11 protein-coding genes, 1 pseudogene and 1 other annotated feature are annotated in these 18,751 nt (G+C 41.1%); of the genes and pseudogenes, 8 read left to right on the forward strand and 4 right to left on the reverse strand.

The features are described 5' to 3' along the window. The first annotated feature begins 147 nt into the window (after positions 1 to 147). The 3 genes from recC to recD are packed head-to-tail and all read left to right on the forward strand — an operon-like array spanning position 148 to position 9,015. A complete protein-coding gene (recC, locus tag ND6B_RS07500) occupies positions 148 to 3,447 on the forward strand; it encodes an exodeoxyribonuclease V subunit gamma (protein ID WP_033103703.1) in 3,300 nt (1,099 codons plus the stop codon). Next, positions 3,434 to 7,000 carry an exodeoxyribonuclease V subunit beta gene (gene recB / locus ND6B_RS07495; RefSeq protein WP_033103704.1) on the forward strand — a complete coding sequence of 1,189 codons (3,567 nt, stop codon included), beginning with the start codon at positions 3,434 to 3,436 and terminating at the stop codon, positions 6,998 to 7,000. The genes recC and recB overlap by 14 nt, the downstream gene beginning before the upstream one ends. Then, complete coding sequence (gene recD, locus ND6B_RS07490) at positions 6,997 to 9,015, forward strand: exodeoxyribonuclease V subunit alpha (RefSeq protein WP_033103705.1); 2,019 nt, start codon at positions 6,997 to 6,999, stop codon at positions 9,013 to 9,015. The genes recB and recD overlap by 4 nt, the downstream gene beginning before the upstream one ends. Before the next feature lie 13 nt (positions 9,016 to 9,028). Here recD and ND6B_RS07485 read toward each other — a convergent pair whose 3' ends face one another. Together ND6B_RS07485 and ND6B_RS07480 are read right to left on the reverse strand one after the other, a co-directional pair. Continuing rightward, a complete protein-coding gene (locus tag ND6B_RS07485) occupies positions 9,029 to 9,661 on the reverse strand; it encodes a trimeric intracellular cation channel family protein (RefSeq protein ID WP_033103706.1) in 633 nt (210 codons plus the stop codon). Positions 9,662 to 10,099: 438 nt separating this feature from the next. After that, complete coding sequence (locus tag ND6B_RS07480) at positions 10,100 to 11,389, reverse strand: amidohydrolase (protein ID WP_033103707.1); 1,290 nt, start codon at positions 11,387 to 11,389, stop codon at positions 10,100 to 10,102. A 324-nt stretch (positions 11,390 to 11,713) separates the two neighbouring features. Between ND6B_RS07480 and ND6B_RS07475 the strand changes: the two genes are divergently transcribed. Together ND6B_RS07475 and ND6B_RS07470 are read left to right on the forward strand one after the other, a co-directional pair. After that, positions 11,714 to 12,772: a hypothetical protein gene (locus ND6B_RS07475; RefSeq protein ID WP_033103708.1), complete on the forward strand. Its 1,059-nt coding sequence runs from the start codon at positions 11,714 to 11,716 to the stop codon at positions 12,770 to 12,772. A gap of 64 nt (positions 12,773 to 12,836) precedes the next feature. Further along, positions 12,837 to 13,901, forward strand: a complete 1,065-nt coding sequence (locus ND6B_RS07470; protein ID WP_033103709.1) for a hypothetical protein — start codon at positions 12,837 to 12,839, stop codon at positions 13,899 to 13,901. A gap of 48 nt (positions 13,902 to 13,949) precedes the next feature. On the opposite strand, the pseudogene ttcA reads toward ND6B_RS07470, so the two are convergent. Together ttcA and ND6B_RS0119305 are read right to left on the reverse strand one after the other, a co-directional pair. Continuing rightward, positions 13,950 to 14,726: pseudogene (ttcA, locus tag ND6B_RS19645) on the reverse strand (tRNA 2-thiocytidine(32) synthetase TtcA); the annotation flags it as partial. Positions 14,727 to 14,906: 180 nt separating this feature from the next. Further along, a complete protein-coding gene (locus tag ND6B_RS0119305) occupies positions 14,907 to 15,224 on the reverse strand; it encodes a helix-turn-helix domain-containing protein (protein ID WP_033103710.1) in 318 nt (105 codons plus the stop codon). A gap of 88 nt (positions 15,225 to 15,312) precedes the next feature. Between ND6B_RS0119305 and ND6B_RS07460 the strand changes: the two genes are divergently transcribed. The 3 genes from ND6B_RS07460 (at position 15,313) to ND6B_RS07445 (ending at position 18,712) form a co-directional block, all read left to right on the forward strand. Next, positions 15,313 to 15,576 carry a transposase gene (locus ND6B_RS07460; protein WP_033103711.1) on the forward strand — a complete coding sequence of 88 codons (264 nt, stop codon included), beginning with the start codon at positions 15,313 to 15,315 and terminating at the stop codon, positions 15,574 to 15,576. Between the two features lie 92 nt (positions 15,577 to 15,668). Beyond that, positions 15,669 to 17,480, forward strand: a complete 1,812-nt coding sequence (locus ND6B_RS07455) for an AAA family ATPase (RefSeq protein WP_033103712.1) — start codon at positions 15,669 to 15,671, stop codon at positions 17,478 to 17,480. A 12-nt stretch (positions 17,481 to 17,492) separates the two neighbouring features. After that, a protein-coding gene (locus tag ND6B_RS07445) for an IS3 family transposase (RefSeq protein ID WP_223230517.1) occupies positions 17,493 to 18,712 on the forward strand; the annotation gives its coding sequence in 2 pieces (ribosomal slippage) (positions 17,493 to 17,781 and positions 17,781 to 18,712; 1,221 coding nt in all). Next, positions 17,771 to 17,887 (forward strand) — a sequence feature (AL1L pseudoknot). Its footprint overlaps the gene before it by 117 nt. Positions 18,713 to 18,751: the final 39 nt, after the last annotated feature.

Genomic DNA, 18,751 nt, shown 5'->3' on the forward strand with positions numbered 1-18,751 from the left:
CAGTGACTAAAGTGAGTCCTGTGCGTTTAAAAAATCAGCTAGCTACTGGCTAACATGCTGATTTATTAACGCCAATTCCTCCTTAGCGCTACCGCTTAAATTGAAAATACCTTACACTGGCTTTATCTCAAGTAAGGCTGGTATCGTATGCTCAATATTATTCAATCAAACCGCATGGAAGCCCTGCAAGCGCAGTTTCATCAACTGTTAAAGGTAAACCCGTTGCAAAGCCCATTTGATAAAGAAGTGGTGTTAGTGCAATCGCCGGGTATGTCGCAGTGGCTAAAAATTGGTTTAAGTGAAAATTTAGGCGTGGCTGCGCAGGTAGACTTTCCGCTGCCGTCGAGCTTTATTTGGCAGTTGTACCAGCAACTATTGCCAAACGTGCCTAAAGAGTCGGCGTTTAATAAACCGAACCTTGCTTGGAAACTGTTTGCAATTTTACCTACTTGTATTGACGAGCCACTGTATTTACCCCTAAAAACCTATTTAGAGGGGGATATTGACGGCCAAAAAACCTTTGCCCTATGTGAAAAAATAGCCGATGTGTACGACCAATATTTAATGTATCGCCCCCATTGGATAGCCACTTGGGATAGCGGTGTTGATACGCTTGACGATGTAGATATCAGCATTGCTCCTTGGCAACCCGATTTGTGGCGCCGCCTTGTCAAATTAAGTAAAACACTTGGGCAAAGCCAATTTCACCGCGCCAACATGCAAGGACAATTACTCAGCGCCCTTGAGAGTATGGATAGCAGCTTATTGCCAAAGCGTATTAGCCTATTTGGTATATCTGCGATTGCCAGCTCACAGCTTGACGTGTTTGAAGCCTTGAGTAAAAAAACTGAGGTGTTTTTATTCTTTTTTAACCCCAGCGAGCATTATTGGGGCGATATAATCGATGAAAAAACAGCGGCTAAAATAAACGCTAAATACGCCAAAATGCCGCTGGTGGAAGCGCAGCAAAAAAAGCAAACGAATCCTGATGAAGAATACTATTTTATTGGTAATCCGTTGTTGTCGTCGTGGGGTAAACTCGGCCGCGATTATTTTGAGCAACTGGTGCAGCTTGATGCCCGTTGGATTGATGGTTTTATTGATGCGTTTGACGATACCTTACTTGGGCAAGTGCAAAGTGAAATATACCAACTTGCCTTTAAAGGTGAATCGCTTACCGATAACAAAGAATGGTTTATAAACGATGAGGGTAAACTGCCCATAAGTGCACACGATACCAGCATTACGTTAAGTGACTGCCACACACCATTAAGGGAAGTCGAGCGCCTGCACGACTACTTACTCAATTTGTTTAATCAAAACCCAACGCTTACCCCCAAAGACATCATTGTGATGATGCCTGATGTAGGTACTTATAGCCCTTACATTGAGGCCGTTTTTGGTGGTGCGCAGGGCAGCCGATTTATACCATACGCCCTTGCCGATTTAGCCATAGAGCAAGAAAAACCAGTACTGAGCTCGTTTGCCAGTTTAGCTAATTTACCGTTTTCGCGCTTTGGCGTGTCGGATATTCTTGATTTATTACAGGTTACGCAAATTGCCGAAAAATTTGGCCTAGAGGCCCATGAATACGAGCAAATACATTATTGGCTTGAGCGAGTAGGGGTAAAGTGGGGTATAAACGCTGAGCATAAACAAAGCTTTGATTTACCAGCCATTGATTTAAATACCTGGCAACATGGCTTGAACCGCTTATTACTGGGGATTGCCATGCGCGACGAACAGTGCCCATTTAATGGTATTTACAGCGCCGATGAGGTTGAGGGCATGGCGCTTGATACACTCAATAAGCTGGTGCATTTTATTGATGTGCTTCAAGACTTTAAAGCGAAACTCACCCCAGATGATACGCTTACCAATAAAGCCCATATATTAAGTGAGCTACTCAATGCCGTGTATGAGAGCGAAAACGATGATAGCTGGGATTTATTAGTGCTGCAAAAAGTGCTCGAAGACATTGCGAAGCACCACGACAACGGCGACTATAGTAAAGCCGTTTCGCAGCGCATAGTGAGCTATCTAATCAAGCAAGGTATACAAGAAAAAGGTGTAGGCCAGCGCTTTTTAGTAGGACAAGTGAACTTTTGTACTCTCATGCCCATGCGTGCCGTCCCTTTTAAAGTGGTGTGTATGCTAGGCTTAAACGATGCCGATTACCCGCGCACGGTGCAGCCAATCGGATTTGATTTAGTGCCGTATTCTAAAAAGCAAAAAGGTGACCGTTCACGTAAACTCGATGACCGTTACCTCTTTTTAGAAGCGCTCTTAAGTGCTCGAGATAATTTATATATGAGCTACATTGGCCGCTCGTGTTTTGACAACCAGCCGCGCATGCCATCAACACTTGTCAGTGAATTGTTAGAATACATAGGTCGCAGCTTCAAACTTAGCGAACCCAGTGATAAACCCTTGCCTGAATGCCTTATTACGCAGCAGCATTTGCAGCCTTTTAATAGCCTGTATTACTCAGCTCCTAGCGATGAACAGGCGGGAGTAAATAATCACAGCTATAACCCAATTTGGCTGCCTAGCGAGGCCATTGAGCCAAAAGCAATCACTGCGCTTGATGTAACACCCCCAGAGCTACTTGATCTTGATATGTTTATTCGCAGTGTGTGCCACGCCCAAGAGAGCTTTTATCAGCAAAGCCTAGGGTTACGTTTGCCGCAATTTAACGATATAGCCAAAGATGAAGAACCGTTTAGCCTAGATGCGCTGCGCCGTTATTTTTACCTTGATGAAATACTTGAAGCTAATATTAACGATACACCACTGAGTACCGAACAAATCCTGCAGCGCGGTGAGTTGCCGCAAGCCCATGTTGGCAGCTTAATTTATGAGAGCATGCAACATCGCGTTGATGCGCTTGCAGGGCAAGTAAAACAACAAATAAAAGCGGGTAAAAGCGAACCGATAGAAGTGTTACTGTCGCTTGAAAATACCACTATTGAAGGCTGGCTAAACCATGTGTATATGCAAAAACAAGTGTTTTATCGCAGTGCCAGTATTAAAGCTAAAGATTTAATTAAAGGCTTTATTTATCATCTTGCTGCACAAAGCATGCAACAAGAGGTTGAAACTTTATTACTGGGTTTAGATAAACAAATTAGCTTTGCCCCTATGAGTAAAGCCAATGCCGACTTGCTGCTTGCAGATTGGTTTGAACTATATAAAGCATTGCGAAACGCGCCGGTGGCGTTTTTTCCGGTGAGTGGTTACGAATATGTGAAAAGCGGTGGCGATATGGCAAAAGCTAACAGTAAATTTAGCCCACAGTATATTGGCCGAGGTGAAGGGGAAAACCCTTATATTCGTCTCACGGTGCAATCGCTCAATGATTGCCAAGAGGAGTTTATACAATGGAGCGAAAAATTACTCGCCCCGTTATTTGAGCACGCCAAGGAGAGTGACTATGCAAGCGCTTAACCCACTCACTATGCCATTAAAGGGCCAAAGCTTAATTGAAGCCAGTGCTGGCACAGGTAAAACCTACACGATCACGGGTTTGTATTTACGCTATTTATTAGGCATGCAAATACCCGGTGAGCTGAGTACGCCATTGAGTGTTGAGCAAATTTTGGTGGTAACCTTTACCGATGCCGCTACCCAAGAGATTAAAGACCGCGTACGTAGCCGTATTATTGCCGCGCGCGATGCCTTATTGGGGCAACAGCCAAACGATGAACTCATTGAAGGTGTGATAGCGGGCGTTGATGATAAACATCGTGCATTTGACTTACTCGATGCCGCAGCTAAATCAATGGACGAGGCGGCTATTTTTACCATTCATGGTTTTTGTCAGCGGATGTTAAAGCAGCATGCGTTTGAATCTGGTGTAGCATTTAACTTAGAGTTTATTTTAGATGAGCGCGAGATACTGCTTGAGACCATAAAAGATTTTTGGCGCGCGTTTGTCTACCCGCTTAATAAGCAAAAAACAAATGCAATTTTAGAGGTGTTTGCCGCACCTGAATCATTATTTAGCCAAGTAAGCAGTATTTTAAATAAAGCGAACGCAGAGATAACACCGCAAGTTAGTTTAGATGCGGTATGGCAAGCGCGAGATGAATACTTGGCGCGTGTTCCAGCCTTTAAAAAAGCGTGCCTAGAGCAAGAGTTTATTGGTGCTGTTAAAGCATCCGATTTAAGTGCCTCAAAAACACCTGGGCGAAAGGGCAGTCTTGCTGCACTTGAAGCATTTTGCTTAGGCAATGATGACTTTTTTGAATTTGGTACCAGTAAGTATTCGTTTGAGGTGTGGAGTAGCGAGAACTTAAGTAATACCGCTAATTATAAAAAAAATGGCACATTACTGACTCATCCACTTATTAGTCAATTCGATGCCTTAGCCGCACTTAACAACACCATCAACCAAGGGCTAAAAATTGCGATAGTGCAATATGCGGCGAGCTGGGTAAAAGCGGCCATAGTTAAACGCAAACAAGAACAAAGCGTGATCACCCCTGACGATTTACTGACTAATTTACACAGTGCCTTAAAGAGTGAACAAGGTGATGTGCTCGCACAAAAAATAGCGCAGTTATTTCCGGTGGCAATGATAGATGAGTTTCAGGATACTGACCCGATTCAGTACGGTATTTTTAGTAAAATTTATGCTCAAAGCAATACCACTTTAGCTATGATAGGCGATCCCAAACAAGCTATTTATGGCTTTAGGGGCGCAGATATATTTACCTACATTGGTGCCAAAGAGGCCGTAGAGCAGTCGCAACAATTTACCCTAGGCACTAATTTTCGCTCCAGCAGCGATATCGTCAACAGCGTAAATAGCTTGTTTAGTAAATACGACAACAGCTTTATTTATAACGACGCCATTCCATTTAATAAAGTGAAAGCCAAGGGTAAAAAAGCAGATGAGTCGTTTTTAATTGACGATAAACCTGCCACCGCGTTTGAATTTAATGTGTTTGTAGATGAAGCCGGCGATGAAAAAAATAAGCCGACCAGTAAGGGCATAGGGCAATCACATTTAGCCACCCATTTTGCTAATAAAATAGTTACTTTACTTGAGCAAGCAAACCAAGGTGTTGCCTGTATTGGAGCTAACCCTGTCAGTGCTGCTGATATTTGTATTTTGGTGCGCGACCGCGTTGAAGCACAAATAATGAAGCAGGCCTTGAGCAAAGCCAATATTGCCAGTGTGTATTTGTCTCGCGACAGTGTATTTAGCCAAGAGTTAAGTCATCACTTGCTCAATTTTTTAACGGCTTTGCATGGTCAGTACGACGAGTCGCTACTACGAGGTGTATTAGCCGGCCCGTTATTTTGTTTAAGCTATAACGATATTTTTGCTTTGGCCGATGATGAAAATGCATGGCAAGAACACTTAAACTTTTTTGCTCAACTTAGCCATATTTGGCACAAGCAAGGGGCTATGGCCATGCTTGAGCGCTTACTGAGTCATAATCAACTCAGTGCCAAATGGAAAGGCTTGGGCTATAACGTAGAACGTTGGCTTACCGACTTTAGACACCTTGGCGAAATACTGCAGCAAAAACAAATAGAGCTTGAAGGGACACTTCGTTTGTTGCGTTGGTTTGCGCAAAAGGTGAGCCAACAAGATGGCGAAACTGTGCAAGTACGTTTAGAGAGCGACGCAAATTTGGTTAAAATTGTCACTATGCATGCCTCAAAGGGGCTTGAATATCCATTGGTATTTATGCCCTTTGCCAGTGGCTATCGTGAAACTAAAGACGCGCTTTATCACCATAACGGCAAGTTAATTTTTGATTTAAGTAAAGACGAAGACGCCTTGCAACAAGCAGAGCAAGAGCGCCTAGCCGAAGATTTACGCCTATTGTATGTCGCACTGACCCGTGCAGTGCATTTTTGTGCCTTGGGTGTATATAATATCGGGCAAGGGCAAAGTAGCCGCTTAGCGATTCAAAGTAGTGCGCTGGGGCATGTGTTGTTCTCAGGGTTAGCGTTAACCAGCAGCCAAACATGGCGCACTCATTTAAGTGAGTTTTGTGATGCCAATGATTCGATGGAATATCTGCAATTTACCTCGGGTGAATTACTCGAGCAGGGCATACTTCGCTTTAATAATGAACACGTTGAAAAGCAGGCGCTGAGTATTAATACTGTAACCACGCAGATTGAACGCGATTGGCGAGCAACCAGTTTTAGTGCCTTGAGCTTTAAAAAGCATACTGACCAACTGGCACCTGGGCGCAGCGATGAAGATCATCAAAGAGATGAGTTTGCGGTGCAACAAGATGACCTTCTCTCACCCTATAGTTTTCCAAAAGGTGCAAAACCAGGAAGTTGCTTACACGAAATATTCGAGCAACTTGATTTTACCAGCCCGCTTGTTCACCCCTCAAATCCAGAGCAAAACTTATCGGCAGTAATTAAACGTGCCTTTGAAAAATACCATATTGATGAGCAATGGCAGCAAATTACCGAGCAATGGATACTCGATGCGCTTAATTGCCCGTTAAATAGTGAAAATAATTTAAGCTTGAGTCAATTATCACCGAGTGATTGTCTTGTTGAAATGGAGTTTAACTTACCGCTTGCTAGCCTAAGTGCGCCTAAACTCAACGAAATGCTGATTAAACACTTTGATTTTAGCCAAAGCAAACTTGAATTTGCCCATGTAAAAGGCTTACTAAAAGGCTTTATAGATTTAATTTTTTGCTACCAAGGCAAGTATTATATTTTAGATTATAAATCGAATTATTTGGGCAGTACCCTTGCAGATTATGAGCCAGAGCAGCTTGAGCAAGCCATGACCAGCCACCAATATCATTTACAGTATTTAATTTATACCGTAGCGCTGCATCGATTACTTAAACAACGTATTCCTGACTATGCCATAGAGACGCATTTAGGCGGCGTGTATTATACCTTTTTACGCGGTATGCCAGCGGGTGAAGGGGTGTACTTTAAACAGTTAAGTGCAGAGCAAGTTATTATTTTAGATGGTTTGTTTAGCCAAGGAGCGATGCTATGAGTGGTTTAAACCAACAACCTGGTTTGTTTGATGACGTTGACGACGCGTCTGTTGATGAGTCGGCGTTACTCAATGAACAACCAGCGGACTCTGTAACTCAAACACCTAAAGTTGTGCCGCTGCTTAGCTATTTAACTGAGCAGCATCGCGTACGTGTTGTGGATGTAAAGCTGGCCGAATTACTCAGTGGTAACAATACTGAGCATGATCATGACGAATTATTTTATATTATTTTAATGCTGTGTTTATCGCAGCAAAGCCAGCATAGTTGTTTAACTCTAACAGAGGTTGATTGGACTAATCCGTTTAATTTACGCCAAAGCGACTTTACTAAATTAGAAGGCACCGTACCTGACACTCTCACCCCATTTAGTGACGATTTTACGACTGAGGCGGCAATAAATTACTTACACGCGCATCACAGTGTGGGGGATCACAAGCCGCTGCAATTGTTTAATCAGCGGTTGTATTTTTCGCGTTTAGCAGGGTATGAGCAAACTTTAGCGCAGCGATTACTGGCAATGAGTGAGCGACAACTCAATATTGATGATGCAGTCCTTACTGAGTTATTAACACGCTACTTTCCTGATAATCCAACGCTTGATATTGATTGGCAAAAGGTCGCTTGTGCCATTGCTGCAACAAAGGGCTTTAGTGTGATCACAGGCGGGCCTGGCACAGGTAAAACCACCACGGTAACAAAGCTGTTAGCGATTTTACAGTCGTTATATCAGGCTGCACCATTGAGCATAAAATTAGTGGCACCGACCGGTAAAGCAGCGGCACGATTAACAGAGTCAATTTTAGGGGCTAAAAATAAGCTCACAGAAATACCGGCTGATATTAATGCGTTGATCCCGCAAAGTGCGCAAACTATTCATCGTTTGTTAGGAGTTAAGCCATTTACCAATAAATTCAGGCACGATAAAAGCAATCCGTTGCATGTTGATGTATTGATTATTGATGAGGCCAGTATGGTCGATTTATCGCTCATGGCTAAATTAATTGAGGCCTTGCCAGTGCATGCCCGATTGATTTTACTTGGCGATAAAGACCAACTCGCCTCGGTTGATACCGGCAGCGTAATGAGTGATTTATGCCAAGGGTTAGTGCTTGGGCAAACACCGCAATATTCAAAAGCACGCTGTGAGCAATTAAATAAGGTGTGCTTTAATGGCGCAGCTAAACTTGGCGCGCAAACTCAGAGTGAGTTTAAACTAGCTGATTGCATTGCCTTTTTACAACATAGCTATCGCTTTGATGCAAAAAGTGGCATAGGTCAATTGGCGCTGGCGGTTAATACCAACAACCGTGGAATATTAAACTATGTTGAACAACAAAGCAGCGAAGGGCATTTTAGTGATATTATTTTAGACTATGACTTTGTTTCCATACCAATTGAAAAGTTAGTAAATAGTGCCGCAAGTCATTATGCTAATTTCCTAACACTGATAGCGCAAGGTGCCAGTGTTGCGCAAGTGCATGCAGCTTTTGCCAGTTATCAGTTACTTGCTGCGGTACGTGAAGGCGATTATGGTGTTAATAGCTTAAACCAGCGCATTGAACGGGTATTACAGCAGCAAGGTTTAATTAGCGTTAACCCTAATCAGCGGCATTATATAGGGATGCCGATAATGGTTAGTCAAAACGACTACCAGCTAAAATTATTTAACGGTGATATAGGAATTTTAATGCCCGATGATAGCGGCCAACTCAAGGCAGTGTTTATTGATGAGCAGGGTAATGAACGGGCATTTTCACCCGCACGGCTTCCGGCGCACGATAAAGTGTATGTAATGACCATTCATAAATCGCAAGGCTCAGAGTTTAGTTACACTGCTATGGTATTGCCACCGCTCAAGCAGGCGAGTATCGGTATTAATAGGCAATTAGTGTACACGGGAATTACCCGCGCAAAACAGACCTTTGAGCTGGTAGCAGATAAAAAAGTGCTGCAACTGGCGATGGGTAAAAGTGTGTCACGGGCATCAGGACTCTATGAGCGATTAGTGTAACGCAATGCTTATACTAATCGTTTATTTTTGGTGTTCTTTTTCTAAATAGATTGGGTTGCCAGCCAAAATGGAGTGCGCCCAATCTTAAAAAAACACTGACCAACAGCGAACCAAGAATGCACCATAAATAAGGGGCTTCTAATAAAAATAGCGCGGCATAGGTCAAGCCTCCTGCAAAACAGGCGGTGGAGTAGAGCTCTTCTCGCATCACCAGTGGTACTTCTCTACAGATCACATCACGTATTAAGCCACCAAATATCCCCGTCGTCATTCCCATTGTAAGTGCAACCATCATGGTGGTGCCTTCAATTAATGCTTTTTCAATACCGACCACATTAAAAATAGCCATACCAATAGCGTCAACCAGCAACATGTAATAGTTAGACACATCGGGTAAGTGGCGGATAAACATAACGGTGACAAAAATAGCGCCATAGGTGGCATATAAAAAATCTGGGTTGGATATCCAAAATACAGGTTGGTTAAGAAGAATATCTCTGAGCGTTCCACCGCCAAGCGCGGTGACTGAGCCAACGACGACAACACCAAATCCACCAATATCTTTGTCATGGCCTAATAACGCACCTGAAATTGCAAAAAAAGCCACACCAATTAGGCTTAAAAAATTAAAATATTCTGCTGTCACTAAGGCGTCCTTTCCAATTTGAGATTTATATAATTAAAGGTAAGCGAAAGGGGATTTATATTAGCTGAATAACACTAGGGTCTGTTTACCTTTCAAGGTTGAATTTGCATCAGTCTGCTTGGTATTAAAGCAAGGCAGAGCCTGTGTGGTGTGGTTATTCCCCATAAATAGGCGATAACGCAGCATCAATGCCAAACAGGCGCTGCCCGAAGGGTTCTGCTTAGGGGCGATTTACTCTTTGTTGCCTACATGGATGTAGGTAAGGGGCGTGAGCAGGACGCGGAAGCTTTGCTCGGTTTTTACATAGTCCACTAGGTTACAAACCTCGCGCCGTGATTAAACCGCCCCTAGCTTGAACAAATATTAATCCGCAAAGGTCAACAGACCCTAGCTTTACAAGCACAAGGTTATTACCCCTGTGCTTGTTACGTTGAGTTGTTATTGTAAGTAGTCAACAACCAGTTGAGATAATGATTCTACGCCGAGTTGTAAGGCGCTTTCGTCGACATAAAACTGAGGTGAATGATTACTTGCTGCCGTTTTAGCGTTTTGATCTTTTGGAGTGACGCCTAAAAAGTAAAATAGCCCAGGGGTTTCAAGCGCATAATAACTAAAGTCTTCTGCGCCGGTAATTAAATCGGTGGTAATAATGTTGTCAGCACCAGCAATACGGGCAAGTGTTGGGGTCATTTTTTGGGTGAGTGCTACATTGTTTACTGTGACAGGGTAGCCGTGATCTATATGCACATCGGCTTTAGCACCAGCGGATTCGGCAACCAGCTCAGCGGTTTTAGCTAAACGTTTTTTAATATCGGCGCGCATAGTTTGATCAAAGGTTCTAATGGTACCAATCAGCTCTACATTATCAGGGATTATATTTGAGCGTATGCCGCCATTAATTGCGCCAAACGAAATGACTGAAGGCGCTTTAGTTACATCAACTTGGCGAGAGGCGATTGTTTGAGTTGCCATTATAATTTGTGATGAAGCAACAATTGGGTCTACGCCATTCCATGGACGCGAACCATGTGTTTGACGCCCCGTTACGTTAATTGTGAAAGAATCTTCACTGGCCATTAGTGGCCCTTCACGAAAGCCAATTTGCCCTGTATTGAGTGAGCTGGTGACATGTAAACCAAACACGGCCTCAGGCTTTTGCTTAAATAAGCCTTCTTTTAACATCAGCTCAGCGCCACCTTCTTCGCCCTCGGGGGCACCTTCTTCAGCCGGTTGAAATACAAACAGTACTTCGCCCGCTAACTGATCTTTTATTTTTACCAGTGACTCTGCCACGGCCATTAAAATAGCAACATGAGTGTCGTGCCCGCAGGCATGCATAACGCCTACTTCATTGCCACGATAGGTTGATGTTTGTTTAGAGGCAAAGGGTAAATCAACTTGTTCGGTAACCGGTAAAGCATCCATATCAGCACGCAATGCGATTAAGGGGCCTTTTTTACCGCCGCTTAATTTAGCCACAACACCGGTATGCGCAACACCCGTTTGTACTTCAAGACCCAGTGATTTTAAATGTTCAGTAATGTACTTGGCGGTTTCAAATTCGCGATTACTCAGTTCTGGATATTGATGCAAATGACGACGCCATGTAATGACTTTTTCACTCACACTTTGTGTTGCTTGTTCAAGTTGGGTGTTAACACTCGCGGCAAAACTAGGGGCGGAAATGGCGGTTAATAAAAAGCCACCACATATTATTTTTTTTATCATTATGATTCCTTGGTTGTTCTTATGTAACTAACTTACGCTATTACGCTGATAAAAAGTAGTGCCATGCGATAGTTAATAAAAAAGCTCACGGTGTTTTCAATGGCGGTTTATAAAACTTACAAACTGTTCCAAATAGCACAATAGTTTAGGGCTTTTGTCGTATTTTAACGCAGATATTTAGCCTTAACAGTGAAAATGATAACAAAATGTTGCACTTTTTAACTTTGTTCCCAATACTGGTCAATGCGTTGCTTTTACCATGCACCGACAACAGCGTGTAACAAGCTAAGCATAATAAAAATATTGAATCAGTTAAGGATTAATATGAACAACACACACATATTTAAACGCGTCTCTTTATTTGCAGCAGCATTAAGCCTGCTAATGAGTTTTTCTGCGCTCAGTAAAGAGTATAAAGTAATTTTAATTCATGGTTTGCAGGTATCACAACTTACCAATAGAGCAGCCAGTGATGTGGTAAACGATGGACAAAGCTATTGGCAGTCTTATTGGGTGAACCGCGCAGACGAGCGCATCGATTGGCCTGCATATGAACGAATAGAAGGAAAAATCACCACCGATTGGGTATGGCCTAAACTACAGCAAATTTCTCGCTCAAATCTATGCGAGCTAGGCTGTGTATTTGTGACTCATTCAACCGGTGACTTAGTTGCCCGATATATCATAGATAACCAAGAAAACTGGCTTGAAAATGCCGGATTACAGCCGCTTAATATTATTGCCACCTTTGATTTAGCAGGTGCTGGTGGCGGCAGTGAATTGGCCGACTTAGCGGTGAGTACATTAACAGGCGCATCGTGGAATTTTGCTGTAGATGCCGCGCTAACGTGGTGGTTAGGCAGTGAAGTTAATGAGGCGGTAGGCGTATTGCACGATTTAAAAGTAAATAATGCACGCAGAATTGCGCCATTACCTGATGCACGCACACCTCGTTTACGTTTTGTAGCCGATGGTAATGCTTACTTAGGTTTAACGGCTGGATTTTTACGCGGTAATGACGACTCGGTAGTGGCTACTCACTCATCATGTGGTGCAAGCTCGGTAAACTCATTTGGTAGCTGTAGCACCAATATTGACACTAATGGGCGTTTAAAATCGCAAGGTGATGCTGTTAATAGTTTTATGCCATATCATTATCCATTAATGATGACTAACAGTTACAGCCATAATGAGATTCAACAAGCGCAGCGCCAAGGAAATGTAACGATTGCGATGAATAACATTATGGTAGCTGGCGACACGCTAGGGTTTGAAACCGTAGATGAAACCACAGGTAGTTGGTTTTGGAAGAAACAATATCGTTATGTAAAAGACTCAGATAATTTGAGTGCATCGGCACTTATATATAATGTGATCCCGTAATATAAGCATACTTAAAACATCGTGTAGTATACGTACTACACGTTTTATATAGGATAACTAACCGATGAAAAAGTCCTACGTGATTGGCTTTGCTATCAGCATGGGCCTACTTATGTGGTTTTTAATTGATGAGGGTCATGCAAGTTACCCCCTAAAACAAGCCCCTCTCAATGATAAAAAGCCGATATCGACACCTCCAGCTCAGCAGCGCACGCTAAGCCAACCTGTGATAAAGGCAACAACAAAAACCAGCTCAGTAACTCAGTCAGCATTTGATGAAGACTTAGCCAAAGCGGCATCGGCGGTGGCACAACAGTATCAACAAAGTTTGGCGTTTCCGCCTTATTCACAACCATTAACGGTATATGATGAGGACAGACTTAAGCCAAATCAGTTCTTTCCTGTTAGCAGCCCAGTGGGTGAGCAAGGCGGGGAGTTAACAGTGAGCTTGTCTCAATATCGGTATGTGTATCCACAAGCTATAGAGCTAACCGTAAGCGCCCCAAATTTAGGTAAGGCGGTAGTAACACTCAGTAATACAGACACCAAAAAGTCGCTAAAAACGCAAAGTGGTGTGGCTCGTCAAAACGAGCTGGCAATGACATTTAAAGGTGAAGAAGACTATCCACGTAATTTACAATTATTAGTTGAAGCCGATATCGCGGGTAAAATAGTCCCGGTGGTGGCACAAATACACTATATGCCGCCTAGTGCAACCTTAACTGGTTTTGAAAACGCCTATCCACGTAATGAAAACATGATAGTACCGGCCAATTTAACAGTTATAAAAAGTGGCTTATACCGTTTAAGAGCTAACTTATACAGTGGAACTTCGCCATTAGCACATTTAGTTGCTAAAGCACGTTTAAATGAGGGCAGTCAGCAAATTGACTTTAAAGCGCATTGGTCTGTTTTGCCCAAGCAAACGGGCGGCTTACGGTTAAGCGATTTTGTTGTTGAGCGAATGTCGCCAAGCCCAGGTGAGCTTAACAGTTTTGGTGAAAGTGAAATTAGCGAGTTTACTATTGAAGATTTTGCTTACGACAGCTTACAACAGTTGCCTTATCAGGCAAACAAACAAGAAATGCAGAGTTTAGAGTTTTTACAAGGATTAGCTGCTGGTCAGTAGCAGCATAGAACAAAGTGAAGGGTTTGCATTACTGCAAACCCTTAAAAATTAGCTTAAATTAATGGTAACCACGTCGGCTTGGTTTGTTTCATCTTGTTCATGATTAATTGGCGCTTTTGGAATATCTGGCTTATCGAGCGCGATATCGCCCCCATCAATAACGTCACCCGTTTGCAAGTTGGTAAAATCAAATAATTGATTATCAGCTAAGTGTGAAGGCACAACGTTTTGCATGGCGGTGAAAATACTCTCTATACGGCCTGGGTGCTCTTTATTCCATTGCTCTAGCATATTTTTAGTGTGTTTACGCTGTAAGTTTTCTTGTGAGCCACATAAATTACACGGAATAATAGGGTAGCCTTGGCTGAACGCATATTTGCTTATATCGGCTTCTTTACAATATGCCAGTGGGCGAATAACCATATGCTCACCGTTATCGCTCATTAGTTTAGCCGGCATACTTTTTAGTTTTCCGCCATAAAACATATTTAAAAACAAGGTTTCTATCATATCATCGCGGTGATGACCCAGTGCAATTTTAGTCGCACCTAACTCTTTAGCAGTGCGATATAAAATACCGCGGCGCAAGCGAGAGCAAAGCGAGCAGGTTGTTTTACCCTCAGGAATAATATCAGTTACAATACTGTAGGTATCTTCTTCTACAATTTTGTATTCAATATTTAAATTATCAAGATACTCAGGAAGCACATGCTCAGGAAAACCAGGTTGTTTTTGGTCGAGATTTACTGCAAATAAATCAAACTTGATAGGTGCAACACGTTGTAAATGTTGCAACATGTCGAGCATAGTGTAACTGTCTTTTCCTTATATTGAATAACATCATACAGAAAATATTTTTTTATATTATTTACAGAAGGTTAAAAGTTTTAAACTTTACAAAAAAAAAGGTAACTGTTAACTATGGAAGTAGAATGAATGATTTGATGTATTTTCAGGCTTATGATGTTTTACAAAACGTGCTATAAAAAATATTCTGCTAGGGTGCTATTTTGCTTTAAAGCTTTCTTTAATTTGATTTAATAACTCTTCCTTCTCGGAGTTATTTAAGTTAGCTATTTGAATTACCAATTCAGCTGTTATGTCGTCTTCACAAAAAAAATAGTTTAGTGGAACTCCTAGTTCTAAAGATATTCTCTTCAGTGTTTTAATGTCAGGTGTGTGTCTACCTTTCTCATAGTGATTCATGCGACTGCTCGCAGAGCTTGAATCAAGGCCAATAAGAATCCCCAAATCCTTTTGAGATAAGTTAGCTTTTTTTCTAGCTTTAGCAAGCTGAGCCGGTATGGGGTTAATATATTCCAATGAATTATCATAAAAACGATTTCGTACTTAGATTCTCTAAGTTTTAGTCTATCATGTATACTTAGGAATCCTAAGCGCGTGGGTACTTATGACAAATACTTCCAAAGTGAATATTAAATTACATGAACTTATTGAGACCGGTGCACCAATTATTGAAGTGGCTAGTGAAATTGGAGTTTCTACTAAGCAGTTAAAGGCTTGGATTGCACAGGTTCACAAAGAAAGTTTTGACACTAACAAAAATAAATTTATTTTGATGAAGGTTCAGGAGCATCTTCAACATACATCAAGAGAAAGGGAGGTGTTATTAAAAGCAGCTAAAATATTTGCTCGAGAAATGAAAGATATATAACTCAATGGCTTATTTCTTATAGTATCAATATTTATTATTGTCCTGCTGTTTAGCTCACTGTATATTTAGTGAAAAAATAACTCAGGTATAGTATGAAATTAGTCTGTGTCTATATTAGTGAACATCATCAGCTTCAAAATCTTTTTATACCGCTGACGTCCGAATTTATTTTTGATTTGAACGGAGGTGCATTGAAAGTAAGAATCAATGAATTATACACAGCTGACTATTATGAAGGGGTAAATTTAAAGGCTGTTATTGGGAAAAATGGTTCAGGAAAAACTTCTGTATTGGACTTCATCGAAAGTATTCACAGTGAGACCGAAAGTTCTGGCTTTTGCTTGTTTTTTGACTCCAATCAAAAAGTATTCTATAAAAAAGTTTTAAATATTAGCAGTATAGATGTCTTACTATGTGGAAAGCTTCAAGAGTATTCTGTACAAAATTCGCTTTTACTAAATGACCACAGAATTGTAAAAATCAATAATTTGTCAAATTTTAGCTCTAATAGAAAACCTAAAATGAAAAATGTTGTTGATTTAACATCTGAAAAGCTGAGTAATAGCAAAAGAAATAGAACTAAACAATTAGAAAACTTGTTTACCTATTTTAATAGGAAAGGTAATAAAGTTAATGATCGTAATGTAATTTATACCTTCAAGTTTAGGGGGTGGACGCCGGCTTTAAAAAATTGGATTAAAGAATCATATCTTTATATTATTACCCGACATGGTTTTTTTCATGAGAACAGGGAGTTATTTCTCAATCTTCCTGAAATAAATGAATATCCTCTATCAGAAGTGAATAAGCTAATAGTATCTTTGGACAAGATAAGGGAACCAAGTGACATACCAGAAAAGTTGCAAAGCTTCATATCAGAATTATTAAATTTATTTCTAGAGAGTGTGTCAATGCATATATGTTGTGACGAAGGCCTATGTTTCTTAGTCCCACCTGACTCCAAATTACATGACTCAACTTCTAGTGCAATATTAGCTAAGGGTATTCTGAATATTTTTAGAAATAATATACTAAAATTTAAAATAGACAAAAGTCTATCTGCCGACCTTTGTGTGAATTTGGTTAAAAAACTCTTTTTTAGTATGGATCAATTGTATCATGACAATGATTATACGCAATTAGGTGTTCATAGTATTATTGCTAACGTAATAGAAAGAGCCATTGAAAAAAGTAACTCAAGGGAGAGAATCAACTATGATTCAACAATTGAGTTGTTTAAAAAGTTTGAATATGGATTACATAAAGACTTAAAAATTTTTTTTGAGGTTGTTAGAAATATTTGTTGTGTTAATTCTGTAAGCGAAGAAGCTAGTGATTTAATAGGTATTTGGAGTGAACCTCAGTTAAAGTTTCATGGGTTTTTATACAGCTTAAAGTATATTTTTCCATCAGAAGGCTACCTTTATAATGGATACTATCCTGGATTAGAGCAAGTAAAAGTATCAGACCCTTTAGATATTCATTATGTGTCAGGTGAAATTAATAAACTTCCTAAATATCTGCAGAGTAATATTGATCATGGTTGGCAAGGCTTGAGTAGTGGTGAGTTTGCTAAAACAAGTCTCTTTTCATCTATTTATAATTTTTTAATAGCGGACGAAACACATGGATTTAAGCTATTTTTAATTGATGAAGCAGATTTATATTTACACCCAGAATGGCAAAGGAAATTTATTTTTGAACTAATAGAATTAATAAAAAGTATAGGTTTAGAGTCAAAAACACAGTTTATTATAACTACACATTCCCCACTTATTATTGGTGATTTTCTACCGGAAGATATCTTAGCTTTAAAAGTTGAAGATGGAAGAACCATTCTTCACAACTCATTAGGGTTTGGAACAATGAATCGCCCCGTGTTTGCCAGAGACTCAATAACTTGAGAAACTGGAACTATGAAAAAATCAAATCGCTATACATCAGAATTTCGTGAACGTGCAATTAGGCTTGTTACCACACAACAGCATGAATACCCTTCTCTTTGGGCTGCGCTAGTATCGATTTCAGATAAACTGGGATGTACCCCAGAAACACTTAGAGCATGGGTCAAGAAATCTCAAGCTCAACCGTCTAAACCCTCTTCTAATACGCAATCAACTGAAGAACGCCTTGCCGTCTTAGAGCGCGAGAATAAAGAGCTCAAGCGAACGAATGATATCCTGAGGCAAGCTGCCGCTTTTTTCGCCCAAGCGGAGCTCGACCGCAAACAGAAGTAATAGTGGATTTTATTGATGCTTGCAGAGAGCATTACGGTGTCGAGTCAATTTGCAAGGAATTGCCGATTGCACCATCAACGTATTATTCTCATAAACAGATACAAAGAGAGCCTGAGCGACTGTCTAACCGCAAAAAGCGTGATGCTGAGCTGATAATACTCATTCGCGAAGTGTGGGAGGATAATATGTCAGTTTATGGTGCAAGAAAAATATGGAAGCAGCTACAGCTTGACGACCATCAAGTCGCCCGCTGTACAGTCGAACGATTGATGCGAGTTATGGGAATTCAAGGTGTTCGTCGGGGTAAAGCACATAAGACAACGATACCTGACGAGCAACAAGATAAGCCACTTGATTTAGTTAATCGTCAATTTACTGCTGAGCAGCCAAATCAACTTTGGGTAGCTGACATCACCTATGTTGCCACATGGAGTGGGTTTGTTTATGTCGCTTTCGTGATAGATGTTTTTTCACGATACATTGTAGGTTGGCGTGTATCAACGACAATGCACACAGAGCTTATTCTTGATGCGTTAGAGCAAGCTATTTGGCATCGTGGCAACCCCGAAGGGTTAATTCACCACAGCGACAGAGGCAGCCAATATTTGTCTATACGATACACTGAGCGACTTGCTGAAGCTGGAATTCAAGCGTCTGTAGGCAGTGTGGGTGACTCTTATGACAATGCATTGGCTGAAACAATAAATGGATTATTTAAAACAGAGATTATTCGCAGAAATGGCCCGTGGAAGAATGTTGATGCTGTTGAATACGCAACGTTAGAGTGGGTCAATTGGTTTAATAATCAACGCTTATTATCTTCAATTGGGTATATTTCACCAGCTCAATATGAAACAGACTACTATGATAATTTAAACGAGTCAGGTAAAGTGGCCTGACTTAAACAAACTGGTCTCCGATGAACTCGGGGCGATTCA

This window comes from Pseudoalteromonas sp. ND6B (assembly GCF_000764215.1).
In the GTDB taxonomy this organism is placed as follows: domain Bacteria; phylum Pseudomonadota; class Gammaproteobacteria; order Enterobacterales; family Alteromonadaceae; genus Pseudoalteromonas; species Pseudoalteromonas tetraodonis.

Bases quoted from the DNA above. Each gene is read 5' to 3' on its own strand.
- recC (WP_033103703.1), top strand. From the start codon at position 148: ATGCTCAATATTATTCAATCAAACCGCATGGAAGCCCTGCAAGCGCAG.
- recB (WP_033103704.1), top strand. From the start codon at position 3,434: ATGCAAGCGCTTAACCCACTCACTATGCCATTAAAGGGCCAAAGCTTA.
- recD (WP_033103705.1), top strand. From the start codon at position 6,997: ATGAGTGGTTTAAACCAACAACCTGGTTTGTTTGATGACGTTGACGAC.
- ND6B_RS07480 (WP_033103707.1), bottom strand. From the start codon at position 11,389: ATGATAAAAAAAATAATATGTGGTGGCTTTTTATTAACCGCCATTTCC.
- ND6B_RS07475 (WP_033103708.1), top strand. From the start codon at position 11,714: ATGAACAACACACACATATTTAAACGCGTCTCTTTATTTGCAGCAGCA.
- ND6B_RS07470 (WP_033103709.1), top strand. From the start codon at position 12,837: ATGAAAAAGTCCTACGTGATTGGCTTTGCTATCAGCATGGGCCTACTT.
- ND6B_RS07460 (WP_033103711.1), top strand. From the start codon at position 15,313: ATGACAAATACTTCCAAAGTGAATATTAAATTACATGAACTTATTGAG.
- ND6B_RS07455 (WP_033103712.1), top strand. From the start codon at position 15,669: ATGAAATTAGTCTGTGTCTATATTAGTGAACATCATCAGCTTCAAAAT.